Source organism: Chitinophaga arvensicola, assembly GCF_900110835.1.
Taxonomy (GTDB): Bacteria; Bacteroidota; Bacteroidia; order Chitinophagales; family Chitinophagaceae; genus Chitinophaga; species Chitinophaga arvensicola.
This window is the reverse complement of record NZ_FOJG01000001.1, coordinates 3,846,704-3,872,223: the sequence shown is the minus strand read 5'-3', so window position 1 is coordinate 3,872,223 and position 25,520 is coordinate 3,846,704. Positions and strand designations below refer to the sequence as shown.

Sequence of the window (25,520 nt, the reverse complement as noted above, 5' to 3'; positions counted from 1 at the left end):
TTAAAAGGAAATATTTAAACTCGAAGAAATGGTGTTGGCGAACGGATAATCAATGCCACGCTCTGCTTTTACAGAAGAGATCCGGAAGATATCGTTCATGAACACATTAAACCGGAAACCTTTCAGCCGCAGTCTTCTCAGCCACGCAGCGTCATTTACCTGGTAACCCAGGCTGACAGATTCCCCGCTGATCACATCCAGCGCCTGTACAAAGCGGGAAGACATTGGTGTATTGTCTGTTAAGGAAATCGATTTAAAGCGGGTGTTATCTCCCGGCTTTTTCCAGCGGTCATAAAAGGCACGCTTATCCTGGTTCAGGGCAATACTGTTGACATCGATATTTTCTACTTTATTAAAGAGCGCATCGTTAAATACATCGCCGCCAAACTGGTAGCGCAGGGAAATGCCCAGGAGGAAATTTTTATAGGAGAAATTATTACTGAACACGCCTTCCACTTTAGGGCGACTGTTACCCACGACCATTACATCCGCCGGATCATAGGTGTAGGTATACTGACCATCTTTCTTTACAAAAACCTCCCGTCCATTGGCCGGATCAATACCCACTGATTTTACCGCCCAGATATCATCCGGACTGTAGCCATCACTGTAACGTACCAACGATTTACTGGCCAGTTGTTTATCATTCAGTGAGGTTAATTTGTTGCCCAGTCCACCGTATTCACTTCTCACAATAGCGCCGAAAATGCCGGTATTCCACAATAATCCTTTGTTCTTTTGTTTGATGGCGGTGAACCGGATAGTGGCCTCCAGGCCTTTCACCTGCATACTGCCGGCGTTGGTGGCATATCCCACAATACCGGTAGACGCAGGCAGATCGGTGATAACAATCAACGGATCGGTATTTTTCCGATAGGCATCCACGGTAGCAGTTAACCGGTTGTGAAACATTACGAGATCCATTCCCACGTTGGCACTGATGGTTTTCTGCCATTCCAGGTTGCTGTTGCCATAGGCGGACAAGTTCAACCCTTGCCCCAGTAAACTGGTTTTGCGATCATACGCATACACGGAAGTAGACACCACACTGCCAAAGTTCTGGTTACCGGTGCTGCCAATATTCCCCCGCAGCCGCAGCACATCTATCACATCAGAGCGAAAGAAACGCTCCCGGTAGATGTTCCAGCCAATACCCAGTGATACAAAGGGCGAGTATTTTTTTGCTGAACCAAAAGCGGTAGACCCATCCACGCGATAGGTAAAGTCGAGCAGGTAGCGGTTATCATAGCTATAGTTCACACTACCCAGCAGGTTACTTCTGCGGTATACATTTGTATTGGACTGAGGCTTGCTGTTGGGCTGGTAGCTAAAAGCAAAAGAAGGATTGCCATTGCTGCCCGCCGGAAAACCTACTGCCACATTGGTGATGGCGTCGTCTTTGGAATGTGCAATATCTCCCCGCACATTCGCGGTGATGATATGTACACCGGCCAATACTTTCGCATAGGTAAGCATGATATTGGCCTGGTAGCTGTAATTATCCGTGCGCGTCTGGGTATAGTTTCCTTTTTCGTATACGCTGCTGTTATCAAACGTGGTATTTTCCGGCGGTGTAAACTGTTCGATCTTATCGCTTCCTTTACGCAGCTGTAAAGCGCCCTGCAACTGTAAGTCTTTGTTAAACCGCAGGATCGCCTGCAGGCTGTTCTGGATGTCCAGCTGCTTTTCATTATTCATGCTATTGAGCATTGCATTGTACAGCGGATTGGGCACATCTGCAAAACCGGATACCTGTTGTGTTACAGGTCCTGCTTCGAGCAGGCGCAGTACTTTCCCGTTTTCATCATAGGGCGTATAATAGGGATTGGCCCTGGAATACAAGGAGAACGCACCATAAGGTGATTCATCTGCGGAGTAGCCGCTGATGTATAATTTGTTGTTGATACTCAGTTTGCCCCGATTGTACATCAGGTCGAAATTGGCGCCCCAGGTTTCCCTCCCGGAGCCTTTCATCACGCCCTGCACTTTTCTGTAGTTTACCCCAACGCCGTAGCGCATCTGCTGATCGCCACCATAGGCGTACACGGAATGCCCGTTGGTAAAACCGGTACGTAAGGGAATATCCATCCAGTCGGTGTTCACGCCCATGCGTACTCTTTTTAAACGCATGTTATAAATGGTATCATATAAGGGCTGATACAGGTAAGAGAGATTTAAGTTTTTATCCGTATAGCGGCCGGAGAGTCTTTCGAATTCGAGCTTCTCTTCTGCATTCATCAGGTTATAATCATTCAGATCGGGCATGTCCAGGCGGAAATCCGCAGTATAGCTCACCTGCAGGCTGCCTTGTTCCGGTTGCCTGGTTTTCACTACTACCACACCGTTGGCGGCACGGGAACCGTATAAGGCCGTGGAAGACGCATCTTTCAGGATGGTCACCGAAGCTACGCGGTTAATATCCAGGTCTACGATGCTGCGCAGGTCACTTTCAAAACCATCGAGAATAAACAGGGGCTGGTTTGGATCTCCGCCAAAGCGGTCGCGCAGTTCGGTCTGGGTAAGACTGCTCTTCCCGCGCAACTCCAGTGCAGGCAACTGGTTAGGATTGGAACCCAGCTGGTTGTTCTGCAGCACAATAATGGAAGGGTCGAGTGTTTTGAGGCTCTGGATCACATTCTGATTACCGATCTGCCGTAACTCATCACCGGTAACAGTGACGGTAGCGCCGGTAAAGCTTTCCTTCTTACGTTCTACGATACCGGTGGATACCACGCTGTTGAGCAGTGTGATGGCTTCTTCCATCACTATATTCATCTGGGTTCTGCCGGCAATCTTCACTTCCTGGGTTTTGTATCCCAGCATGGAAAAAACCAGCGTAGCATCCGGCGGCGCAGTAATGGTGTAGGTACCGTTTTCCCGGGTAACAGTGGCAATGCCCTGGCCTTTGACCATCACGGTAGCCGGGCTGACGGGTTTGCCGTTTTTATCCGTGAGTTTACCATGCACTTCTATGCCCGGGGCCGGAGCTTCGGTAGCAGGATATTCTGCAGGGGGGAGATGGCCTGTTTTCGGGGAAATGCCGATCGTTTTGTTCGTAATAAAATAATCCAAATCCTGGTGTTGCAGCACCTGGTCGAGGAATTCCGGCAGCGGCATTTCAACGGCGCTCACGGTAACCCTTTTCGCACTTTTCAGTACGGCCATGCTGCTGAAAACCGTGTAGCCGGTTTGCTTTTCGATGCTGTCGAAAACAGCCTGTAAAGGAACATTCTTAACGGCCAGTGTTACCTTCTGGGAAAGTACCACGGCATGCACCTGCAGCAGGCAACAGGTAAGAAGGATAAAGTTCAGTTTCATCACTTTCACGATTAAGTGGCTGCGGGCATTCAGGCAGGAAGCCCATGCAGCAGCAACGCTCCGGTTGAAAAGAGCAGTTTTTTGCATAAATTGCGTTTGGTTTGGTTGATAAAAATTGAGTCTGACAAGATCTCTGTTACTTGACCACTACCATATTACGCCGCTGCAGACCGCGAATCTGCAGCGGTTTTTTTATGGCATGGACCGTTTTTGATTTTTACGATATCATATGTATAGATAATTATGGTAAGACGAGCAGGCGCCGGTTTCCTTCCAGCCGGAAATGTAGCCCCGTTGTTTCCAGCAGTTTCAGCATATCCGACAATTTCACTTCCCGACTGATTTTTCCATATAATTCCACGTCCCTTACATTTTTGTCGTACACCACTTCCACATCATACCATCGTCCGATTTGTCCGGCTACCTGGCGCAGGCTTTTCTGATTAAAATCGAAGAAGCCGTTCTTCCAGGCGATCACCTGGTCGGTGGCCACGTTCCCGGCTACCCGCAGCGCTGCATGGTTATCCAGCTGCGCCTGCTGTCCCGGTTGCAGTAATACGCCTTCCGTATTACCGGCTTTAAGATCATTCACCCGTACACTTCCCGTCAAAAGCGTGGCCCTGATATCGGGATCATCTACATAACTGCTGATATTAAAGGCGGTTCCCAGTACCGCTACCTTCATCCGGTCGTTTACGTTTACCCGGAAAGGTTGTTGCGCATTGGCGGCTACTTCGAAATAGGCTTCCCCATTTACGGTTACCTCTCTTTCCCTGCCATTGAATACGGCGGGATAACGGATAGAAGAGGCGGCATTCAGCCAAACCCTGGTACCATCCGGCAGCACTATATTAAACTGTCTTCCGGCGGGCGTGGTGAGCACATTCCAGGCAACATCTCCCTCCGGGGCACCCGCACCCTCATACGCCAGTTGTCCTTCCTTTAACAGGAGCGTTGTGCCCTGTTGGGTAGCAATGACGCCCTGCCTCAAACTGTCCAGCACCAGTTGCTGTCCGTTGGCCAGTGTTAACACAGCACCGGATCTGCCCGGCGCAATATCATTTAAAGCCACCACCGGAGTATTCACCTTGCGGTGTTGCTGCTGCCACCACCAGCCTGCAATAGCAATCAATGCCAGTACCGCAGCGGCCCAGCTCCAGCGGAGCAGCGGACGTAGCAGCGTTTTCCGTGAACCCGGCGCTTCTTCCGTTACTGCTTCCTGCGATTTGTCGGTTTGCAGCACGCGGTAAATCGCCGGCTGCAAAGCATCTAACGTAATTTCATAAGGCGTGGCCGCCTGTTGCTCCGTTAGTTCGGAAAGCACTTCCAGCAGCTCGTCTTCGGGCGTATCCCGCAACAGTGCCGATAGTTCCCGGCTTTGTACGGCGCTCAGCTTTCCTTCGCAATGCAGCTCCAGCAAGTATAATATCTGTTGTCTGTCCATAGCCAATATTACAGGTAGCGGCGGGATCATCTCCCTTCCTGCTATATAAGAAGCGGAAAACGAGGATCACTACTACGCCAGGGTAAAAAAAAATTTAAAGCAGATGTAGTAACAAATAAATGAGGGAAGGAATAATATATCCATGTGCTTCCAGGTAATCCCGGATTTGCTTCAATGCAGTAGTTACTGTATTGTGTACGGTTTGAACGGAAATAGAAAGGGCGGCGGCAATTTCAGCGGCGGTCATCCCTTCATCACGGCTCATCCGGAAAATCTTCCTGCGCTGATCCGGGAACTGGTTGATAGCTTCGCTGATCAGTTGTTTTACTTCGGCTGCCTGTAAAGATTGAAAAGGAGTATTTACCGGCGCCTGCGCACTGGTATCGGTATCTTCGTCGGCGGTGGCCATGGCCGGTAGTTTTTTACGCAGATAAGTCAGATTTTCCCGGGAAGTAACCTTGAAAATCCAGGCCCGGAAGTTGATAATCTCCGGCAATTTGTCCCGGTACAGCCATACCCGGATGAAGGTTTCCTGTATGATTTCTTCGGTATCAGTGGCCGAGCGGGTCAGCTTCCATACAAAAGGACGGAGCAGCTGGTAATAATGATGGTACAACAGCGAAAATGCATGTTCATCCCCTGCCGACACCGATAAAAGTAATGCTTGCTCGTTAAATACGTTTTCCTCCAATGATGACTGTTTGGTTGATCCCTGTAATTTAGAGCAAAGTTACTATTTCTTAAGATCTTTATTTTTAGGTGCTTTACGGGTCAGGAGGTCTTCTTCATGTTTACTCAACGCATCCCCGATGGCTTCTTCCACAGAATGTGATTCCGTCATCGACATTCTCTTTTTGGTTTCTTCCACCATCACGCAATAGTATTTGTGCAGGATATCCAGCTCCTCTTCCGATAAATTCTCCACGTCTATCAGCCGGTTGCTGGCCGCTTTGTTGGACGCAATCAGTTCATTCAGTTTCAGCTGCACTGATTTGGAGTCCTTATTCTGGGATTTCTGGATAATAAATACCATCAGGAAGGTTATAATGGTAGTACCTGTATTGATGACCAGCTGCCAGGTATCCGAGTAATGAAATACCGGGCCGCTCACCGCCCATACCACGATTACTGTAAGGGCCACAAAAAAAGCCCAGGGACTGCCGGTGGCAGCGATGACTTTGACAGACATTGCTTCAAAAAAGTTCTTCTTTCTCTTTTTGTCAGTGAGTGCTTGCATAGCCATGGTTATTTTTTTTATAGACAGATGTACCAGCAACTTTTGCACCAGCGCATTTAAAGCCATTTAACCCCTGTTTTTGCCCCAGATTGTTCCCTTGACGCCCCTTTTACGGGCGCTCTCCTTCCCCGGGGTCTGTAGGTCGCGAAATGCCCCTTTCTGCAAATTTTAATCCCTCTTGCCAAACACTTCGGGTGACTTGTTTGTATAGAGATAGTAAAACCTATCTGATATGCAGGAATCGAACAACCCGGAGAAATTTGTCCCCCGTGGGGCGATTGCTTTCTTTGCATTACTCGTTACACTCGGACTTATCATCTGGTTTGGCATCTATTTCATTATGCTTTCCAGGATCTAAAACCACCGCTCATGATCGATAAATTTGAAAGGAATGTCATCATTACGGCGCTCCTGGTTTCCGGTCTTTTTATTTTCTCCCTCTTTTATGCCATGGGGGCTAAAAAGGCCGATGTTACCGAGTGCCTGCCTTATGATAAATCTTATGAAACAGCCAGGGTCAACCAGATCGACGCACATACCTACCAGATCTTTTACGTAGCCCGCATGTGGAATTTTGAGCCGTCTATTGCCTATATCCCGGTGGGTAGCGAGGTAGATCTGTTCCTCACCTCCCTGGATGTAGTACATGGATTTAATATTTTCAACAAAAATACCAACCTGATGGGCGTACCCGGAGGCGTATCCAAAACCACCGTGAAGTTTGATGAACCCGGTGTGTACAAAGTGGTATGTCATGAATTTTGTGGCACCGGTCATCAGAATATGCAGGCAGAAATCATCGTCAACTATCCCAAAAAATAAAAAGGATGAATGTAAGCAGGTTCCTCAAGAACGTGATACTGGCCGAGTTATTTGTGCCGGTACTGTTACTCACCATTGGCATTTACCACGGGCTGATGCAGGTCATCTACCGCGCGGGGGTTATTCACCAGGCCTCCGTGGCCAAACTGGATTACTACCAGGGTTTAACCCTTCATGGCGTAATCAACGCGGTAGTACTTACCACCTTTTTCGCGGTGGCATTCGGACATGCCACCATTGCTTTTTACCTGAAAAAAGAACCCAACCCGAGGGCTACTACCCTGTCGCTCATCCTGATGGTAGTGGGCACGTTGCTGGCTGCTGCCGCCATGCTGTCGGGCAAGGCCTCCGTACTGTATACGTTCTACCCGCCATTGAAAGCGCATCCCGCTTTTTATATCGGTACGGCCATGCTGATCATCGGCTCCTGGGTGGCGTACTGGGATTGGGCCGTGATCTACGTCCGGTGGAAAAGGGAAAACCGCGATATCAATACCCCGCTGGCGGTGATTGGTACACTGGTTAATTTCACTATCTGGTTTGTATGTACACTTGCCGTGGCCTATGAAGTACTGGTGCTGCTGGTACCCTGGAGCCTGGGTTGGACCGCCGGTGTAAACGTAGTACTGGCCCGTACCCTCTTCTGGTTTTTTGGCCATGCGCTGGTTTATTTCTGGTTGCTGCCTTCCTATATTATGTTCTATACCATGCTACCCAAACTGGCAGGAGGCAAACTCTATTCCGGCATGGCCGGCCGCATCGCTTTTTTTATGTTCCTGATCCTGTCGATCCCTATCGGCGTGCATCACCAGTTCGGCGATCCTTCCATCGGCAGGGGCATTAAACTAACACAGTCTATCCTCACCTTTGGCGTAGCTATTCCCAGCTTCATCACGGCTTTTACCATTGCCGCCTCGCTGGAATATGCCGCCCGCCTGCGGGGAGGAAAAGGCCTGTACCGCTGGATCTGGAAACTACCTTTTTTCCGCAAGGATGTATTCCTGTTCGGATATCTCATCAATGGCCTGATCCTGTTCATCTTCGGGGGCTTAACCGGCCTGGTAAACGCCTCCTATTCCCTGAACAACGTAGTACATAATACGTCCTTTATTCCCGGGCATTTTCATTTAACCGTGGCCGGACCCGTATTCCTGGCCATCCTGGGCATGTCCATCTTCCTGGTATCCCAACTCACGGGAAAGAAAATATTCCTGCCCACCATCAATACCATCATTCCTTACCTGTGGACGGTAGGCGTGCTGATCTTCTCAACAGGACTGATGTGGGGTGGCCTCATGGGAGAGCCACGCCGTACCAATATGGGATTAACATATCTCAATCCCGCCAGTGAGCAGTATCATTCGTACTGGGTAATTTCCAGTATGCTCGGACTCGCGGGCGGCGGGATCATGTTTATTGCGGGATTTCTTTATTTCATCGTTTTCTTTGGCACCTTCTTCCGCAAACAAACGGCGCCTTCCACCATCGATTTTCCGGTGAGTGAAAGTTTGCATGAGGAAAAAAGGATTCCACTGTTTGATACGTTCCGGCCATGGCTGCTGCTGATGGGCATCATTATCCTGATGGCCTATCTGCCGGCTATTTCGGATGCGTTGAATAATACCGGCAGAAAGGCACCGCCTTATCAGCCTTCCGATCCTACACCCATTCTTCCAAAAAATGAGCGGTAAACGTTTCTCCATATTATATTCCTGGCAAGCAGCGGTGGCGGCGTTAATAGCGCTGCCGCTACTCGCATGGGGTGTGGTACGGTGGTCGGAAAACCAGTTCGGCACACTGCCCTATTACAGCAGTAATAACCAACCGGCCGATGATAAAAAAGACGCCGTGTCATTACCTGCATTCCGGTTTACAGACCAGGACAACATCCCGGTTACCAACCAGGATCTGCAACATAAAATAACAGTGGCCAATTATTTTTTCACCTCTTGCCCGGCGATATGCCCTGCGATGATGCAGCAGTTAAAACGCATCGCAGCAGCAGATAGTACCGTCATGCTGCTTTCTTTCACCGTAGATCCGGAAAGAGACAGCCCTGGCGCCTTACGCAGCTACGCACAACGTTTTGCCATCACATCTCCCGGGTGGAAATTACTGACAGGCGAAAAAAAGAACCTGTACTACTTCGCGAGAAAAGGGCTGTATATCACCGCTACCGATGGCGATGGCGGGGAAGATGATTTTATACACAGCGAAAATATCGTTCTCCTGGATCAGCAACAGCATATCCGGGGATATTATAAAGGCACATCTGCTGCGGAAGTGAACCTGCTGCTGGCGGATATCAAAAAACTGCAACATGAACAGTAAATATTTGCTCCTGCTTCTCCTGTGCGTAACAGGCCTGTCTGTAAAAGCAGCGGATCCCGCAGCAGGTAAAAAATTGTTCCAGGCCAGGTGCGCTTCCTGTCATAACGTAAATAAGAAACTAACCGGTCCTGCCCTTGCAGGTGTGGAAACCAGGCATTCGGAAGAATGGATCATCCGCTTTGTAAAGGCCTCCCAGAGCATGGTGAAAGCCGGTGATAAAGAAGCATTGGCAGTATACAACGCCAACAACCAGGTGGCCATGCCCGATCATCCGGATCTAAGCGACGATCTTATCAGGGACATTCTCGCTTACGTAAAAGAAGAAGCCGGCAAAGCCCCCAAAGATGATGCGCCCTTTGCCCGTCCCGGACAACATCAGCCTAACCTCATGCCACTCACGATTTACAATCTTCCCTTTATGATTGCCTATATTATGCTGGTAATAGTCATGATTATCCTGCTTATCTTCCTCGTGAATTTAAAGAGTTATGAAAAACATATCGAGGAGAAGAAGGAACCCTGAATTTCTCCGTTAATTCGTATCTTGTTGGAGATTGATCCGGAAGCTAACTTAGAAGAATACGAATAATAGATGGCCTTGCCCCTCAAAAGTGACGCATGCATATTTTGAATACTATTAAAACCGCTGGTACACAACATTCCTCGGAATCTGAAAAACGAACCATTATCATTATCAATTCCCTGGCCTTTCTTACCAGTATGTTGGTGTTCGCACTCGGAGGCGTATTTTACCTGCTGGTCAACAGCCTGCTGATCTTATTGCCCCTCCTGCTGGAAGGCATAGGTATGCTGGCCGTTATTGCATTGAACGGACTGGGTAAAAAAGATGCCGCCAACTTCACCCTTTTTGCGCTTCATTATTTAGCCGCTGGTTACTGGACAACTTTATTGGGTAATGCCATACCTATTGAAGTGGTGATCGCCTTTCTGCTCATCTTCCTCATCTGCGGCTCTTTCCTGGTTTACAGGGCGCATAAAGTCAGGATTGTATCACTGGTTGCCATTGCCGTGCTGCTGGTACTGATACAGGCGAACACCTATTTTGGGGTGATCAGACCTATGGATATTTCACCTACTTCCGCTTACATCATGCGACTATGCACCACCGGTGGTATGCTCACTTTTATCCTATTTGTGATTATCCAGTTCATGAAGGAAATTAACCGCCTGATGGACAACCTGAATAAATCCAATAATGTGCTGGCCATGAATGCGGCCTTTCTCCGGGAAACGTTTCATGAACTGAAAACACCGCTGAACAGTATCTACGGCATTGCGCAATTACTGGAACTGGCCCGCAAAGAAAACAAACAGGTACCCGTGATGGAAGAAATAGGCCCGGATCTGAAAAACCTGCTGGCCGCCAGTCAGCTGTCGAAGAATATTGTCAACAATGTACTGGACCTCAAACGCATTGAAGCCGGCAAATTCCTGGAAATAAAAATCAATACACTACACCTGCGGAATTGCCTGGAAGAATGTATGGCGATGAATCAATACACCGGCAATCTGCATGGCGTAAAAATCAGATTACGCTACGACTTACCGGAACTGCATATCGAAAGCGATGAACTCATTCTCACAAAAATCATTAATAACCTTACTTCCAATGCGGTGAAATTTTCTCCTCCAAACGGACAGGTAGAAATTCACGTAAACCGCAGTGGCCAACTGCTCTGTTTACGGGTGATGAATGAAGGCGTGATCGCACCGGAGCGCATGGAAAAACTATTTCACGCATTCGAATCGGAACGCAATCACATTGCTTCCGGCACCGGCATAGGACTGCATCTCACGCGTCAGCTCATCACCTTACTGGAAGGAGATATCCGCGTAATGACCACCGATCAGCATACCATCTTTGAATGTACGGTTCCTTTCAAAGCAGCTCCTCCGCAGAAAACGACGGAGAAAAAATTTGAACTGAAAAAGAATGAATTCGAAGGATTAAAAGTATTGATTGTAGATGATAATGAGATGAACCAATACGTGATCCGGCAATTCGTCAGTAAAGGAGGCGCCCACACTATCCTCAAAGCCAATGGCCAGGAAGCACTGGAAGCGGCTCTTAGCGAAAAACCGGATATCATCATCACCGACTCACAGATGCCGGTAATGAGCGGGAAGGAATTCCTCCTGCAGCTGCGTGCCCAGCCCGGCTTTGCCGACACGCCGTTTATTGTAATATCGGGAGATGCCTTTAACAAATACAGTAACGAGGCAGAAGACCTGTTACGGGCAGGCGCCCACGCCTACTTCAACAAGCCCTTCTCTTTTGAAGACCTCTATACAGAAATGATAAAGCATCTCCCGGCAAAATCTGTTACAACCTAAGCTTTACTTTTGTACCGCTCCGTATCAATCAATGCCCAATCGAAATACGCTTTGATGGCGATATACAACCCATCGATATACAAATCGAGCTGCGCATTGATCTCCCTGCTCCAGAAAGGAAGGCTGCCCCGGTATTCTTCCAGCGTCTGCAAATTACGGTGATACTCCTCGGAGATCTGCTGTATAGCGCCTTCCAGCGGGATGTTCAGCTCCTGTTCATAGATCAGTACCAGGTTCAGACCTTTTGTTTTCAATGCTCTTTCCCGTTCCAGGGAATGCAGGTCGTTGGCCAGGTTGGCGGTGAGGTTCAGCATTAACTCGATTTTCTTCACCAGCTCGTTTTCATATACTTCTTCCGGCAGATGAATCTTTCCAAAAATACTTACCAGCGGAAACATAATGTAGAAGCCGGTTTTGGGGCGCCACTGTAAATACTCGCCAATCGAAGGACTGTAATTACCTTTCTGCATCTCCGTTTCCCATAGGCATTCTTCAAAATAGGAGACCATTTCCCGGGCATACAGCGAGTACAGATAAGTGCTGCTGATCCGGGAGAAACGCTGATTGATATTCACCAGCGCTTCGTTCAGCGGTGTGTCAACGCTGCTCTGGCCATCTTCCATAATTGAGATAAAGCCGTTCAGCATGTCCTGTAACCAGCCGGCTTCTATACCTCCGGAGGAAAAGCGGTCGCATTTGTCGTCGATCGTAAACAGCCAGGTGATCAGATCACCTACCAGGCATAGTTCCTCATAGCTGGCGGCTGGATATTCGCGGGCGGCATACCAGCCAAATTTACCTTTGTTGAACCGCTTTAGCTTTTCGGGTGATTCCAGGCGGAATTCGTGTGCCCATTTAAATGAGTGCGCCTGCACGTCGTCTGCCAAAGGGCTGATGGCAGAGGGGGTCGGAAATTCCAATGACGGAATCTGGAGGGTGTTCGCTTCCATGATGTTTTTGCGTTTATTGATGTAAAAAGAATCAGCATATACAAATAGGGATAGTCCGGGCCACTGGCCGGATCTATAAATGGTTGACATTCAAACATTGAGCATATTCATCGGCTATCCTGGCAGAGATAAGCAGATACGTTATGACAAAAGTCTGTAAAAAAGCGTTAGCGGAAAGCGGTTTTGATGGAAATAAAAACGCCGCAGGGCGGCTGCGGCGGGGTGGTTATTAGTGGTTTGTTAGTAAAAAAAGAGCGGCAATATCATCAGCAATGTCTTACCGGATTTCGTTTAAATTAACTGTTTATCACCGCCTCATCGAGTCGCCCGGCTGTTATTCCTTTCAGAAGATGTGCAGCCGTAAGCAGCGCCACGTGATCGGGCATTGTATTTACAAACGGTTCCGGGAAGAAATACTTATTGAACAAAAAACCGGTGATGTCTACCTGGTACCTTTTACTATAGGCCACTATCAACTCTTCCCCATCCTCTCCTGTTACTCCCAGATCATCTTCTATGGCGGTATCCGGCGTAATATTTACTTCATAAGCATGGGACTGTTCGTGTAAAAAGACCACCAGGTCAGTCCATAATCCGGATAAATCTCTATTTTCAACCACCATCTTTACTTAATATCAGGTATTAAAAATATACTTCCTTGTCAGCGAACTTATCAGGAAACCCGCTATCGCTATTACATGTATCAGCAATAACGTATCATAAAAATCAACTCCTTCTCTTAATTTCGCTATCAGTCCTCCCGTCGCAAAACCACGGTAAGAGATCCAGGAGAACAGGTTGATCAGCAAAATACACATCAACGCATTGATAAGCATCTGCCGTCCCGGACTGATGACTTTGCGGTCAAATATTTTCCATACAATTGAAGACAACACCAGCCCTAACACCAGGCTCTCCAGATAATACCATAGCAGCCCGGCAAAAATTTCCATAGAAGGGGCGCCCGGAAGCAATTTAACAAGGCATAAGAGCAGTAAACTGCAACCATGGTACAAGAATATAAATTTCATTATTACCTGCTTAAAGATGGATACGCTTAAAAGTAACATTTCTCCCCCGCATGCCCAATCCCCCTCCCATGTGAATTTTACATTAAATTATCCGGCAGCACTCACAACTAACTACCCGCTTGGCTAGTTTTGCGCCCTTATATGGAATCTGTATCAGCATCAAATGGGGCGGCGTGGGATCAGCAAACTTTCAGGGTTTTGTATGACGAATATTTTGTATTGGTGAGCCGCTACTGTTATTCCTTCACCGGAGATTATGAAGCTGCACGCGACATTGCAGCGGAACTGTTTGCCAACCTGTGGCGGCAGCGTGCAGGCATCCGCGTTACTACCAATATAAAAAACTACCTGCTGGTAGCTGCCAGAAGAAGCTGCAAGAAACACAGCGACAAATCGGCCAGAACCCTCTCCATCAGTGAAGATCATATGGAAGAAGCCATATCCTCCCATACTCCCGATGCCGCCCTGGATGATAAAGAATCCAGGGAAAAACTCCATGCCTTGCTGGCGCTCCTCGACCCGGTAAAAAAAGAAATCATTGACCTGAAGTTACTGGGACTTACCAATAAAGAAATTGCACAGGTGCTGAATATTACGCCCAAAAAAGTAGAATATCAGCTGAATACCGCCATCCGCCTGCTACAGGAAGAAATTAAAATCCGTCAGCTGACTGCACAGGATTGTGAAATGGGCCTGATGATAGGTACGCTCGTGCTGCTGCTACCTGCCTAGTTTTTTTCGGGAGATGAAAATACGCCACGCCTGTAAACGCTGATACACACTTTGCCCGACCCGGCATTTGCGACATAGATGCCCCCTTTCCTGACATCTCCCGAAAAAATAAACCTGGCAAAACGCAATACCACACAGCATTTCCCCTTGTTAATAATTCCTTAACACATATTCACAGGAATTTCCCCGCACCACAGGCTCCTCTATAATAAACGGCCTACATTGAACGAAAAAATATTATTCCGCTATATACAGGAACTGTCAGACGCAGCAGAACGCGAACTGGTTGCTGCCTGGTTACAGGAATCGCCCAAAAACCGCGATATCCTGGTAGCATTGGTGAAAAGAAAACAAGCCCTGGAAGCCGCTGCGGATCAACAACACGCCAACTTTCACTGGGAACGCATACAGGCAGCCATGAACCAGGAAGCAGATACGGCGCCGGTTATACGCAGATTACCGGTTCGCCGCATCATCCGTTACAGTGCCGCTGCTACACTCGCCTTGCTGGTAACGGGTATGGGCTGGCTCTGGAAACAACATGCTGCCCGCACGCCCGTAGAAATGGTGAAACTGGCCACCACGGGCAAAAACAAACAAATGATCACCCTGCCCGATGGCACGGAAGTATGGCTGCAATACAATTCTACTCTTGAGTACGATGCCCACGCTTTCAACACTTCCAACCGGCAGCTCATCATGACCGGCGATGCCTTTTTCAATGTAGCCGCCAGTCCGGATAAGCCCTTCCAGGTGCGCACCCTTCAAACGACCATCACGGTGCTGGGTACCGCTTTCAGCATCAGCGCACGCGAACATGCCCAACAGGAAATAGCCGTAGCCAGTGGTAAAATCAATGTGCAGGCGGAAAAAATGAACATCAACCTGCTACCCATGCAACGCATCACCTACAACCCGGTAACGCATACCATGCACAGCGACAGCGCCTCTCTGGATCATATCACTGCCGTAAGGGATAATCAGCTGGTATTTGAAAACGACGACCTGCAAAGTATCGCTGCAAAATTGTCCCGCTGGTACAACCGCAAAGTCGTGATCCAGGGTACGCCACGTCAGGTATCCTTTACCGGTAACGTACAGGACAATGGCCTCCAGCCGGTACTCGAAGGACTTAGCTTCCTGGCCGGTGTGAGTTATGACATTACACCCGACAGCATCCTGCTTTCTTTAAAACGCAATCACAAAAAATAAACAACCCGATATGAAAAAAATTATTGGCGGACTATGTTGCCTGTTGCTCACCGGTTCTTTATGGGCGCAAACCGCCTCCCGTATGATCCGGTTAAACAAACAGCGTGTTTCCCTGCAGGAACTCATCCACACCCTGCAGCAAAAAGAAAAAATCGCGGTGATGTACGACGACAAAATCCTGGGAACACCACACGACCTGCAGTTGCCGGCCAACTCCCTGTCGCTCGAACAATTATTATCTCTCATCGCGGAACAAACCGGCCTCGAAGTAAAATGGCAAAACAATAACATCTACATAAAAAATAAAAATACCACCGCTGCTGGAAACGTGACCGTAAAAGGCATGGTAACGGGCACCGGCAACGATGGCGCACTGCCCGGTGTGAGCATCAGTGTGAATGGCAGAATGGTAGCCGTTACCGGCGAAAACGGATTATTCGATCTCCAGGTGCCGGTGGGCAGCAAGGTATTCTTCCGTGCCATCGGACTGGATCCTTTTACCCTCCCCGTAGCAGGCAATGCCTCTAACCTGAAAATCAAACTGCAACAGAATGTAACGCAGCTGGAAGGTGTAGTGGTTACCGCCCTCGGTATCAAACGCGACGAGAAAGCATTGGGATATGCCGTGAGCAAAGTGAGTAACGAACAACTCACCGATGCCATGAGTAACAACTGGACCAACGCCCTCACCGGTAAAGTAGCCGGCCTGAATATGCTCAAAGCCAATGGCGGTCCTGCCGGTTCCACCAAAATCATCCTGCGCGGTGAAAACTCCATCAGCGGTAGCAGCGAAGCGCTCATTGTGGTAGACGGCGTGATCATCAACGGCAGCAGTGGTAAGCAAACCGGTAATGGCAGCGGTTCTTATCTCGACAGTGACTCCCCTACCGATTTTGGTACCAGTCTGAATGATATCAATCCCGATGATATTGAAAGCGTATCTGTACTGAAAGGTCCCGGTGCCGCAGCATTGTACGGTGCACGCGGTGCAAACGGTGCCATCATCGTTACCACCAAAAGCGGTAAAGTGAAAAAAGGTTTAGGCGTAACCGTTAACTCCAACGCCACTTTTGAAACCATCAACCGCTGGCCGGATTATCAATATGAATACGGTCAGGGCGCTTCCGGCCAGGATACCTGGTATTCCTATGGCAACACTGCCGACGGCAGCAGCACCCGGAGCACCAGCTCCGCATGGGGGCCTAAATTCGACGGGCAGCTGTATTATCAGTACGACCCCGTTACACACACCGGCGGCACAGAAAGAACCCCCTGGGTACCTTATAAAAATAACCGCAAAGATTTCTTCGAAACCGCCAAAACATTCACTAACAGCGTGACCCTGGAAGGCGGTAACGATAAAACCAATATCCGTTTATCCTATACCAATCTGAACAACAACTGGATTGTACCCAATACCGGCTATGGCAGGAACACCGTGGCACTGGCCGTGAATCATAAAGTGTCCGACAAATTACAGATCTCTACCAAAGTAAATTATACCAACAAAAAAAGCGATAACCTGCCCTCCTCCGGTTATAACAACCAGACCATCATGTACTTTATCCGGGGAATGGTACCCAATGGTAACCTCGACTGGTTCCGGGATCCATGGCTGCCCGGCCAGGAACAGCTGGCGCAGAACCGTCCTTTCAGCAGCTTACTCGACAATCCTTACCTGCAGGCATATGAAATGCTCAATAAGGTAAACCGCAACGGCGTGATCGGGAATATTTCTGCTACCTATAACTTCACAAAAGACCTGAGCCTGATGGTGCGCACGTCGCTGGATTACAGCACTGAAAGCCGCTCCCAGCAACGCCCCAAGAACACACAGAAATTTGTGGATGGCATGTTCAGAACGCAGAATATTTATTCCCGTGAACTGAACAGCGACTTCCTCCTGCGTTACAACCGCGCACTCGGCCATAAATTTAATATGACCGTATCCGCAGGTGGCAGCAAGATGCACAACTTCTACAACAAAGATGAAGTGCGGGCCGATAAGCTGCGCTATCCGGGTGTATACAACCTGGCCAACAGCAAAAATAACCTGATTGCGCTGCCATACCGCTCAGAGTACGCGGTAAACAGCTTCTACGGACTGGCACAGTTCAGCTACAACAACTACCTGTTTCTCGATGTAACCGCCCGTAACGACTGGAGCAGTACCCTGGCATCTGAAACCTCCACCAATAACACCTCTTTCTTCTATCCTTCGGTGAACGCCTCCGCCATCCTGTCGGATATGTTTAAACTGCCGGTGGAAATTTCCCTGCTGAAACTACGCACCTCCGTTTCCGGTGTAGGCAGCGGCGGTACTACGCCTTACTTTACCCGCTTCGGTTACCTCCAGGAATTATTTCCCGGCGGACTGGCCAACCCGGATTATATTGCCAATCCCGAACTGAAGCCGATGAAAACCATCAGTGTAGAAGCTGGTATAGACGCCAGTTTCCTCAGAAACCGTGTAGGCTTTGGCGTTACCCTCTATCAGAACAATACCAATAACCAGATCATCCAGGCGCCGCTCGATAAAGCCACCGGCTTTAAAGGTACTATCGTGAACGCGGGTACGGTAATCAACAAAGGCATCGAAATAGAAGCCAACGGCACGCCAATCAAAAAAGCAAAAGGACTTACCTGGAACATCACCGGTACTTTTGCCGCTAACCGCAGCCGCATCAGCTCCCTGCCCGATGATATTGAAACCTTCGTAATGTCTACCGGTCCAGCCGGCCGTGGTTCTATTGAAGCCCGCCCCGGCGGCCGCATGGGCGATATCTACGGACTGGGCTACCAACGCTCTCCCGACGGACAGATTATCTATAACAGTCAGGGCTACCCGGTGCTGGCAGAAACCGCCAAATACCTGGGTAATACCAACCCCGACTGGAAAGCCGGTATCAACAACTCCTTCCAGTATAAACAGTTCCGATTCAGCTTCCTGTTCGACGGACAAACTGGTGGCAAGGCTTATTCCCTCACCCACTCCGTACTGGCAGAAGAAGGAAAGCTGAAAAAGACCATCCCCGGCCGTTATAACGGTATTATCGGCGATGGCGTGCAGGTGAACAAAGATGGTACCTACCGCCCCAACGATGTGGTAGCCGCCAATATCCAGACCTACTATTCAGAACACTTCAAACGCGATAATATTGAAGCCAACCTGTTTGCAACCGACTTTATCAAACTGCGCGAAGCCAGGCTGGACTACTCCCTGCCCCCACAATTCCTGCGAAGAATAGGATTTACCAAAGGTACCATCGGTATCTACGGCCGTGACCTGCTGGTATTTACCAAATGGCCATCCTTCGATCCGGAATTTGGTACCCTGGGAGATGGTGATATCAACGCCGGCTTTGAAATCGGTCAGTTCCCCTCCACACGGAGCTTCGGGATCAACCTCACGGCATCCTTCTAATATTTCAACGCAAAAAGAGCTATCATCATGAAACATATAAAAATCACCGCCTTTTCCCTGATAGTGACCCTGGGTATGGGCGCCTGTAAAAAGGACTTTATAAAAATCAACGATAACCCGAATACTTCTCCGGTAGCCACACCTGAAACATTGCTGGCGCCGGCGCTGTATAGTGTGGTCAACAATAACCAGACCCGTGCCCTCCGCCTCACCAATGAACTGATGCAGGACCACGTGACCACTACCAACTCAGATGAAATTCACCGCTATGTGATCCGCCCGGGCGAATCCGATAACATGTGGAACAACTGGTACCAGGAACGCACCAACTTCCTCGATATGTACAAAGGAGGACAATTCATCAAATCCAATACGTATATGGGTATCGGTGAAATCCTCGATGTATGGACCATCTCCCTGTTAACGGATATGTTTGGTGATGTGCCTTACACAGAAGCCAACCGTGGCCGCGAAACCATCTACCAGCCTAAATTTGATCAGCAGAAAGATATTTATACAGACCTGTTCCGCAAACTGGAAGATGCCAATACCCTGCTCTCCACAGGTACCGCATTAAGCGCAGCCGATCAGCCTATGGATCCTTTGTATAAAGGCGATCCGGCGAAGTGGAGAAAGTTTGGTAATGCCCTCTACCTGCGTTTACTCCTGCGCGTGTCCGGCAAACCGGAAATGAATGCTGCCGCCAAAATTAAAGAGATGGTAGAAACCAATGCCGGCAACTATCCCATCTTTGCGAATAACGACGAATCGGCCATACTCCGGTTTACCACGGTAGCGCCTTATACTTCTGCTTTTAATACGTACCGCGACTTTGATTTCAACGGCGACAATGGCCTCTCTACCTTCTTCATCAATAACCTGAAAGAATGGGGCGATCCACGCATTGCAAAATGGGCGGCCACAGTAAACGGCACCTATGAAGGCATTCCGAGCGGATATGCACCCGGCGATATTCCCATCCGCAAATCCTATTACCTCGCGGCCCTGAAGGATGAACCTCTGCTGGGAAATATTCTCAACTATCCGGAGCTGCAATTCACGCTGGCAGAAGCTGCCGTAAAAGGATACCTCTCCGGCGATCCGAAAACCTACTACAACAAAGGCGTGGAAGCAGCCATCACGCTCTGGGGATTGGCTATGCCGGCCGGTTACCTCGACAAAGAAGGAATTAAATGGAACAGCGCACTGGGCACAGAAGATAAAATGGAAATGATCATGCTGCAGAAATACTATACCCTCTTCTTCACTGATTTTCAGCAGTGGCATGAATACAGACGTACCGGTCACCCGGTATTGCCCAAAGGCCCGGGCCTCCAGAACAACGGCCAGATGCCATCCCGCTTCAAATACCCGGTATACGTGCAGTCACTCAACCGCACCAACTACCAGAAAGCCGTGGACGCCATGGGAGGCGATGACCTGAACATCAAAGTATGGTGGAACAAAAACTGATTCTTTTAAACAGATAAATACAACAACGAATGAAACAAACCTCTTTCTCCCCGGTAGCATTGCTTGTATGCCTTGCCCTGGGTGGCTGTTTAAAGAAGGATATTGACTACGCACATGGTACCCCCAGCCCGGTGGCTTCGGTGGAAGTACTGCGAAATACTTATCGCGGTGAAGCATTGCAGCTGACCACGAATCACCTCCAGGGTGCGGAAAGAATCAACGGTGTCGTAATTTCGGATACCAGCTCCGGTAACCTGCCTGCGGGGAATTTCATCCTTCAGGATATCGGTAGGGGCAACATGCGGGGTATTACCATTGCCCTCGGCAACAACAGCAAAGTACCGGTGAGTATAGGCGATTCCGTTACTATTAACGTGATCGGCAGTACGCTGATCAGCAACAAAGGCTCGCTACAGATCAGTGGTGTAGCTGCGGATAAAATCAAGGTACTGAAACAAAAGGCTGTTGTGATAATCAAATCCACTTCCCTCTCCGACCTGGCTACCAATTTTTCCAGTTATGAAGGCACACTTGTAAAGGTAAACGCCGACTTCAAACAACTGCCGGCACCTACGGATGTGTATGCGGGCGACAAAGCGCTGTATGACGGACTAGATTCTTCCATTGTATTGCACACGGAAGCCAGCGCCGCTTTTGCCAACGACAAAATGCCCGCCAGCGCCACTTTTACCGGCATACCACTGTATAATACCACCAAACAATTATACCTGCGTACTATCAGCGATGTAAGCAATGCCAGCGGTCCGTTGTATACCGGTTATCCGGAAGATTTTGAATCACCGGATGCTTCCGCAAAAGGAAGTTATGCCGCCGCTGTCGTAAACCTGAAAACAGGCCTGTGGCTCCTCGACCAGGCTATTCTTGCGAATACAAAAGACCGCGACCGCTTCAATCCTGCCGGTAAGCAATGTATCCGTATGCAACAAAACCTGTCTACCCCCGCTTATGTACAGATGAACTACGACCTGCCCAGTGGTGCGTCGAAAGTGACGCTGTCTTACGGCGCCTACTATACCGATGCCAGCAGCACCTGGAACCTCCAGTATTCCACCGATCACGGTGTTACCTGGACCGTAACCGGGAAAAATATCAAGGACGCCGGGCCGGTAGCAAAAACAGCTACTTTCCTGGTAGATATCAAAGGGCCGGTTCGCTTCCGCATCTGTAAGCTGGGCCTCGGCGCCTCCAACGGCGTAGATATCCTCAACGGGCGGCTTAGCATAGAAGATGTCGCCATCTTCCAGCAATTGAACTATTAAAAATCATCATCTGGAAAGAGGCCGCAACGGCCTCTTTTTTTTGTATATTTAAGGTTCATCCAAAACGATATCTTATGGCTCCTTTACAGGCAACTGCCTCGATACAGATCTCGAAACCCACTACCGAAGTATTCAACGCCATCATTGATCCGGTGCATATGTCGAATTACTTCATTGCGGAAAGCTCCGGCACAATGGAAACAGGTAAAGACCTTAACTGGAAGTTTCCTGAGTTCGATATGCTGGTACCCGTAAAAGTATTACAGACAAAACCGGGGGCACTTGTTTCCTTTCAATGGGAAGGCTCGAAAGATCATATGCTGCAGGTAGATATCCTGCTTACAGAAAGACCCGGAAATGCCACGTTGGTAAAGGTTACAGAAGGCAGCATGGAAAATAATGAAGAAGGCATCAAATGGCTGAAAGGAAATACCGAAGGATGGGCTAACTTCCTCGCCTGTCTGAAAGCGTATCTTGAGTATAATATCAACCTGCGGAAAGGCGCGTTTGATTATATGAAAACAAATTAATTCCGTTACTAAATAGCGGTAAAAAAGAAAAGGATGCTTCTATATTTGAAGCATCCTTTCCCATTTATAAATGGTAGGTTATTTCAGTAGTTTATCCAGCGCAACCTGCAACGCTTCTCCCCGCAGGTTCACCGCAATAATTTTCCCCTGTGGATCCAGCAGGAAGTTCTGCGGTATGGAGGTGATCATATACTGTTTCGCAATATCACTTCCCCAGAATTTAAGATCACTCACATGATGCCAGGTAAGACCATCTTTTGCAATGGCATCCACCCATTTCTGCCGGTCTCCTTCCCTATCAAGGGATACACCCAGCACATCAAAGTTTTTATCTTTAAAACGCTGGTACGCTTTCAGCACATTCGGATTCTCTGCCCGGCAGGGACCACACCAGCTGGCCCAGAAGTCGAGCAACACATATCTGCCACGCAGATCAGACAGCTTCAGTGTTTTACCCTCCGGTGTCTGTGCGGCAAAGTCCGGCGCGGTTTTGTCAATGCCAAACTTTGCAGAATTAGTGATCAGCTCCTGCACTTCCTTACCAAGTGCCGATTTTTGCAATGCAGGACGCATTTTTGCAAAAGCGGTGGCGGCGGCATCTGTGTCCTTTACCCGGCCACCCAGCAAGTCCCGGAACATATACAGGGAGATATAATAATCCGGGTGCTGTTGTAAAAACGATTGTTGCAACGATGCTTTCAGTACCATCATTTCCTCAAACTTCCGGTTATACTGATAACTTCCGGTAGTATCCCGGCCATGTTGCCGCAAATTTTCCGAATAAGCTTTCCGCATGGAATCCATCCCTGTTTCTGCCGGCAATAAATACGCTGTTAATTCATCGAGCTGGCGGGTATAGTCGGAGCCTTTTATACGGGCGCCTTCCAGTGTATTCCTGGCCTGGAGTACCTTTGGCTGCTCCAGTACCACCTGGTCGCCGGTGTTAATAAATAACTTCCGGTACCCGGGAATAGCAGGGGCGCCTGCCGGCCGCAATGGTGCAGATAAAGTAGCGGTGAAAGGCGCATCCGTCGTTCCATTGATCACAAACGTCCCTTTCGTCACCAATGCAGAATCCACTACAGAAGGAATCCTTTTCTTTCCGCTTTCACGTAACAGGTATATCATATGTCCGTTCAGGATGTCGGGCACTGTTCCCCTAACCCGGAACGCTTTGCTTTGTGCATTGGCGCCCTGATGGAAAGATAACGCGGCTGGTAATAAAGCCAGCAAGGCGATTTTCATTTTTACTTGCATGATGGGTTGTTGATTTTATATGGTTACTTGTCTTTGCTTATTTCCGCCAGCCATTTTTTACGATATACTGACATCAGTTCTGAATAGTGTCCCATCCTTGGGCCGAATATGCTGTGGCGGTTACCCGGATACAACATCATTTCAAAGTGCATATTCTTTCCCCGCTGCAACCGGTCAGTCAGTTCCAGCGTATTGATCACATGTACATTGTCGTCTATCACCCCATGCATCAGCAACAGCTTGCCCTGGAGTTTATCCGTGTACGTGAGTACGGAACTGTTTTTATACCCTTCCGGATTTTCTGCTGGTGTATCCATAAAGCGTTCTGTATAATGGCTGTCGTACATCTGCCAGTCGGTAACACTACCACCGGCTATGCCGTACTTGAAATATTCCGGCGCCGCCATCAAGGCATAGCAGGTCATATAGCCACCAAAGCTGTAGCCGGATATCATTACTTTCTCCGGGTCAGCCTGGCCATTGGCGATCAGCCATTTCACGCACTGGATCCAGTCTTTGATCGGCCATTTGGCCAGATCACGGTACATATAGTTCTGTCCCACTTTTCCAAACTCCGTACTGCCACGGTGATCCATCGACACCGTAATCACCGCATCTTTTTCTTCCTGCGCGTAGGAGTTGACCCAGTTATCTTTTACCACACTGGAAGCCGGGCCACCATAAATGGCGATCATCAGCGGATACTTTTTACCCGGCTGCATATGGGCAGGAAAACTGACCCGCATGGGGATATCGAATTGGCCATCTTCACTTTTTACAAACACCACCCGCGAGCGCCCGCCAAGTGTACTATCGAAATGCGGTCCCTTACTGTCTCCCAGTATTTTGATCAGCTTGCCCTTGTTGTCGGCCAGCGCCAGTCGCTCCGGCGTTGAGGCGTTACCGTATTTGGTGGTGAAGTAATTTCCGGCCGGAGAAAAACTCACGTCATGGTTATACGGACCAAAGGTCAGCCGCTTCATATTTTTGCCGGTAAAATCTGCGCGGTACAAGTCCTGCCGCACTAATCCGTGCTTATTCCCGGTGAAATACACCACCCGGTGCTGTTCATCTATATATTTAATATCGGCCACCACAAAGTCGCCCTGTGATACACGGCTTTCCAGTGTGCCATCTGCTTTGTGCAGGTACAGCTGCCGGTAGCCGGATTTATCGCTGATAAAAAGATATTCCTTTCCCTGGTTCACGAACGTAAGGCGGGAGTCTTCATCCAGGTTAATCCAGGTCGGCTGCCGCTCCTCATACATCCCTTTCTTTGCACCGGTAGCGGGCGATACCTGGTACAGCTGGTAATGATCCTGCCCCCTGTTGAGCCACTGTACCACCAATGATTTGCTATCGGGATTCCAGTACGGCGTACCAAAGTATTGATCGGTTTGTTCATCGAAATCTGCCCACACGGTATTACCACCGGTAGCCGGCACCACTCCTATCCGTATGGATGGATTGGCATCGCCGGGTTGCGGGTAGCGCTGTGTTTCTTTATAACCATGATAGCCACCGGCATCCGTGATGGTAAATACCGGTACTTTGCTGTCGTCTGTACGGAAGAAGGCAATGGCTTTACTATCGGGGCTCCACCAGAATGAACGATACGTAGTGGATCTCCCGAGAATTTCCTCATTATATACCCAGGAAGCGTACCCATTCATGATACTGTCATTGCCATCATGGGTAAGGCGTGTTTCCCTGCCGGTAGCCAGCGCTAAGGTATACAGATCATTGTTGCGGGTAAACGCAATGAAATTACTGTCCGGCGAAAAAACGGGATTGGCTTCTTTAGCGGCGGTATGCGTCAGTTGCTGCTTATTCTTCCCGTTAACGATATAAATATCATCGTCGTTTACCTGTAATGATTTTCCGGTTTGCTTACTGATCCCCTTATCGGTAGGAACCATACTACCGTTCGCCGCATCCACGAGGAAACTGCTCATCTTATTTTGCTCATCCCATTGCCGCAGGATAAAATGCCGGTTGTCCGTCCAGCCGTTTACTACCGGCAACGGCAGTATGTTATTTTCCGGGATGCGTTGTCCTGCCGCAGTAGTGGCCATGGTGGCCATTACTGCGGTCATCATAATTCTTCCAGTTGTCATATGTCCG

General features: G+C 48.9%; 21 protein-coding genes. 12 read left to right on the top strand and 9 right to left on the bottom strand.

The window, feature by feature from the left end; all coding sequences use genetic code 11:
• The 4 genes from BMW79_RS15940 to BMW79_RS15925 form a co-directional block, all read right to left on the bottom strand.
• A complete protein-coding gene (locus tag BMW79_RS15940; protein ID WP_089896391.1) occupies positions 1-3,405 on the bottom strand; it encodes a SusC/RagA family TonB-linked outer membrane protein in 3,405 nt (1,134 codons plus the stop codon).
• 154 nt (positions 3,406-3,559) lie between these two features.
• Positions 3,560-4,762, bottom strand: coding sequence for a FecR family protein (locus BMW79_RS15935; RefSeq protein ID WP_177192192.1), 1,203 nt, complete (start codon positions 4,760-4,762; stop codon positions 3,560-3,562).
• A gap of 94 nt (positions 4,763-4,856) precedes the next feature.
• On the bottom strand, positions 4,857-5,453 hold the full coding sequence (locus tag BMW79_RS15930; protein WP_089896387.1) for an RNA polymerase sigma factor: 597 nt from the start codon (positions 5,451-5,453) through the stop codon (positions 4,857-4,859).
• A 42-nt stretch (positions 5,454-5,495) separates the two neighbouring features.
• Positions 5,496-5,999, bottom strand: coding sequence for a low affinity iron permease family protein (locus BMW79_RS15925; RefSeq protein ID WP_089896913.1), 504 nt, complete (start codon positions 5,997-5,999; stop codon positions 5,496-5,498).
• Positions 6,000-6,231: 232 nt separating this feature from the next.
• Here BMW79_RS15925 and BMW79_RS33740 point away from each other — a divergent pair, with 232 nt between their 5' ends.
• The 6 genes from BMW79_RS33740 to BMW79_RS15900 all read left to right on the top strand — a co-directional run bounded on the left by BMW79_RS33740 (position 6,232) and on the right by BMW79_RS15900 (position 11,507).
• Entirely contained in the window at positions 6,232-6,357 is a 126-nt protein-coding gene (locus tag BMW79_RS33740) for a cytochrome c oxidase subunit 2A (RefSeq protein WP_143059175.1), read from the top strand.
• A gap of 11 nt (positions 6,358-6,368) precedes the next feature.
• Complete coding sequence (locus BMW79_RS15920) at positions 6,369-6,821, top strand: cupredoxin domain-containing protein (protein ID WP_089896384.1); 453 nt, start codon at positions 6,369-6,371, stop codon at positions 6,819-6,821.
• 5 nt (positions 6,822-6,826) lie between these two features.
• On the top strand, positions 6,827-8,512 hold the full coding sequence (locus BMW79_RS15915; protein WP_089896383.1) for a cbb3-type cytochrome c oxidase subunit I: 1,686 nt from the start codon (positions 6,827-6,829) through the stop codon (positions 8,510-8,512).
• A complete protein-coding gene (locus BMW79_RS15910) occupies positions 8,502-9,152 on the top strand; it encodes an SCO family protein (protein WP_089896382.1) in 651 nt (216 codons plus the stop codon). Before BMW79_RS15915 ends, BMW79_RS15910 begins: the two co-directional genes overlap by 11 nt.
• On the top strand, positions 9,142-9,675 hold the full coding sequence (locus tag BMW79_RS15905; RefSeq protein WP_089896379.1) for a c-type cytochrome: 534 nt from the start codon (positions 9,142-9,144) through the stop codon (positions 9,673-9,675). Before BMW79_RS15910 ends, BMW79_RS15905 begins: the two co-directional genes overlap by 11 nt.
• A 95-nt stretch (positions 9,676-9,770) precedes the next feature.
• Positions 9,771-11,507 (top strand): hybrid sensor histidine kinase/response regulator, encoded by a 1,737-nt coding sequence (locus tag BMW79_RS15900; RefSeq protein ID WP_089896377.1) that lies wholly within the window; start codon positions 9,771-9,773, stop codon positions 11,505-11,507.
• Here BMW79_RS15900 and BMW79_RS15895 read toward each other — a convergent pair.
• From BMW79_RS15895 to BMW79_RS15885, 3 genes are all read right to left on the bottom strand, one after another.
• The gene (locus BMW79_RS15895) at positions 11,504-12,457 is read right to left on the bottom strand and encodes a terpene synthase family protein (protein ID WP_177192191.1); all 954 of its coding nucleotides are present in this window, start codon (positions 12,455-12,457) and stop codon (positions 11,504-11,506) included. The two genes, BMW79_RS15900 and BMW79_RS15895, sit on opposite strands and share 4 nt — an antisense overlap.
• 296 nt (positions 12,458-12,753) lie before the next feature.
• Positions 12,754-13,080 carry a DUF1493 family protein gene (locus BMW79_RS15890; protein WP_089896372.1) on the bottom strand — a complete coding sequence of 109 codons (327 nt, stop codon included), beginning with the start codon at positions 13,078-13,080 and terminating at the stop codon, positions 12,754-12,756.
• Positions 13,081-13,092: 12 nt separating this feature from the next.
• Positions 13,093-13,488, bottom strand: coding sequence for a hypothetical protein (locus BMW79_RS15885; protein WP_143059174.1), 396 nt, complete (start codon positions 13,486-13,488; stop codon positions 13,093-13,095).
• Positions 13,489-13,629: 141 nt separating this feature from the next.
• Here BMW79_RS15885 and BMW79_RS15880 point away from each other — a divergent pair, with 141 nt between their 5' ends.
• From BMW79_RS15880 to BMW79_RS15855, 6 genes are all read left to right on the top strand, one after another.
• The gene (locus tag BMW79_RS15880) at positions 13,630-14,220 is read left to right on the top strand and encodes an RNA polymerase sigma factor (protein WP_089896368.1); all 591 of its coding nucleotides are present in this window, start codon (positions 13,630-13,632) and stop codon (positions 14,218-14,220) included.
• A gap of 222 nt (positions 14,221-14,442) precedes the next feature.
• Positions 14,443-15,432 (top strand): FecR family protein, encoded by a 990-nt coding sequence (locus BMW79_RS15875; RefSeq protein ID WP_089896366.1) that lies wholly within the window; start codon positions 14,443-14,445, stop codon positions 15,430-15,432.
• A 10-nt stretch (positions 15,433-15,442) separates the two neighbouring features.
• Positions 15,443-18,856, top strand: a complete 3,414-nt coding sequence (locus BMW79_RS15870; RefSeq protein ID WP_218150320.1) for a SusC/RagA family TonB-linked outer membrane protein — start codon at positions 15,443-15,445, stop codon at positions 18,854-18,856.
• A gap of 27 nt (positions 18,857-18,883) precedes the next feature.
• A complete protein-coding gene (locus tag BMW79_RS15865) occupies positions 18,884-20,329 on the top strand; it encodes a SusD/RagB family nutrient-binding outer membrane lipoprotein (RefSeq protein WP_089896365.1) in 1,446 nt (481 codons plus the stop codon).
• A 29-nt stretch (positions 20,330-20,358) separates the two neighbouring features.
• Positions 20,359-21,609, top strand: a complete 1,251-nt coding sequence (locus BMW79_RS15860) for a DUF5689 domain-containing protein (protein ID WP_089896362.1) — start codon at positions 20,359-20,361, stop codon at positions 21,607-21,609.
• 74 nt (positions 21,610-21,683) lie between these two features.
• Positions 21,684-22,139 carry an SRPBCC domain-containing protein gene (locus BMW79_RS15855; protein ID WP_089896361.1) on the top strand — a complete coding sequence of 152 codons (456 nt, stop codon included), beginning with the start codon at positions 21,684-21,686 and terminating at the stop codon, positions 22,137-22,139.
• Between the two features lie 78 nt (positions 22,140-22,217).
• Here the strand turns inward: BMW79_RS15855 and BMW79_RS15850 are convergent, their stop codons facing one another.
• Both BMW79_RS15850 and BMW79_RS15845 read right to left on the bottom strand, forming a co-directional pair.
• Entirely contained in the window at positions 22,218-23,396 is a 1,179-nt protein-coding gene (locus tag BMW79_RS15850; protein ID WP_089896359.1) for a TlpA disulfide reductase family protein, read from the bottom strand.
• A gap of 23 nt (positions 23,397-23,419) precedes the next feature.
• Entirely contained in the window at positions 23,420-25,513 is a 2,094-nt protein-coding gene (locus BMW79_RS15845; RefSeq protein ID WP_089896358.1) for a S9 family peptidase, read from the bottom strand.
• Positions 25,514-25,520 lie beyond the last annotated feature (7 nt).

What these genes read in the sequence shown, in the direction of transcription:
- BMW79_RS15845 (WP_089896358.1), bottom strand. Translation starts at nt 25,513, where the DNA reads ATGACAACTGGAAGAATTATGATGACCGCAGTAATGGCCACCATGGCC.
- BMW79_RS33740 (WP_143059175.1), top strand. Translation starts at nt 6,232, where the DNA reads ATGCAGGAATCGAACAACCCGGAGAAATTTGTCCCCCGTGGGGCGATT.
- BMW79_RS15895 (WP_177192191.1), bottom strand. Translation starts at nt 12,457, where the DNA reads ATGGAAGCGAACACCCTCCAGATTCCGTCATTGGAATTTCCGACCCCC.
- BMW79_RS15940 (WP_089896391.1), bottom strand. Translation starts at nt 3,405, where the DNA reads ATGCAAAAAACTGCTCTTTTCAACCGGAGCGTTGCTGCTGCATGGGCT.
- BMW79_RS15860 (WP_089896362.1), top strand. Translation starts at nt 20,359, where the DNA reads ATGAAACAAACCTCTTTCTCCCCGGTAGCATTGCTTGTATGCCTTGCC.
- BMW79_RS15905 (WP_089896379.1), top strand. Translation starts at nt 9,142, where the DNA reads ATGAACAGTAAATATTTGCTCCTGCTTCTCCTGTGCGTAACAGGCCTG.
- BMW79_RS15920 (WP_089896384.1), top strand. Translation starts at nt 6,369, where the DNA reads ATGATCGATAAATTTGAAAGGAATGTCATCATTACGGCGCTCCTGGTT.
- BMW79_RS15885 (WP_143059174.1), bottom strand. Translation starts at nt 13,488, where the DNA reads ATGAAATTTATATTCTTGTACCATGGTTGCAGTTTACTGCTCTTATGC.
- BMW79_RS15870 (WP_218150320.1), top strand. Translation starts at nt 15,443, where the DNA reads ATGAAAAAAATTATTGGCGGACTATGTTGCCTGTTGCTCACCGGTTCT.
- BMW79_RS15925 (WP_089896913.1), bottom strand. Translation starts at nt 5,999, where the DNA reads ATGCAAGCACTCACTGACAAAAAGAGAAAGAAGAACTTTTTTGAAGCA.
- BMW79_RS15880 (WP_089896368.1), top strand. Translation starts at nt 13,630, where the DNA reads ATGGAATCTGTATCAGCATCAAATGGGGCGGCGTGGGATCAGCAAACT.
- BMW79_RS15915 (WP_089896383.1), top strand. Translation starts at nt 6,827, where the DNA reads ATGAATGTAAGCAGGTTCCTCAAGAACGTGATACTGGCCGAGTTATTT.
- BMW79_RS15900 (WP_089896377.1), top strand. Translation starts at nt 9,771, where the DNA reads ATGCATATTTTGAATACTATTAAAACCGCTGGTACACAACATTCCTCG.
- BMW79_RS15935 (WP_177192192.1), bottom strand. Translation starts at nt 4,762, where the DNA reads ATGGACAGACAACAGATATTATACTTGCTGGAGCTGCATTGCGAAGGA.
- BMW79_RS15865 (WP_089896365.1), top strand. Translation starts at nt 18,884, where the DNA reads ATGAAACATATAAAAATCACCGCCTTTTCCCTGATAGTGACCCTGGGT.
- BMW79_RS15890 (WP_089896372.1), bottom strand. Translation starts at nt 13,080, where the DNA reads ATGGTGGTTGAAAATAGAGATTTATCCGGATTATGGACTGACCTGGTG.
- BMW79_RS15910 (WP_089896382.1), top strand. Translation starts at nt 8,502, where the DNA reads ATGAGCGGTAAACGTTTCTCCATATTATATTCCTGGCAAGCAGCGGTG.
- BMW79_RS15855 (WP_089896361.1), top strand. Translation starts at nt 21,684, where the DNA reads ATGGCTCCTTTACAGGCAACTGCCTCGATACAGATCTCGAAACCCACT.
- BMW79_RS15850 (WP_089896359.1), bottom strand. Translation starts at nt 23,396, where the DNA reads ATGCAAGTAAAAATGAAAATCGCCTTGCTGGCTTTATTACCAGCCGCG.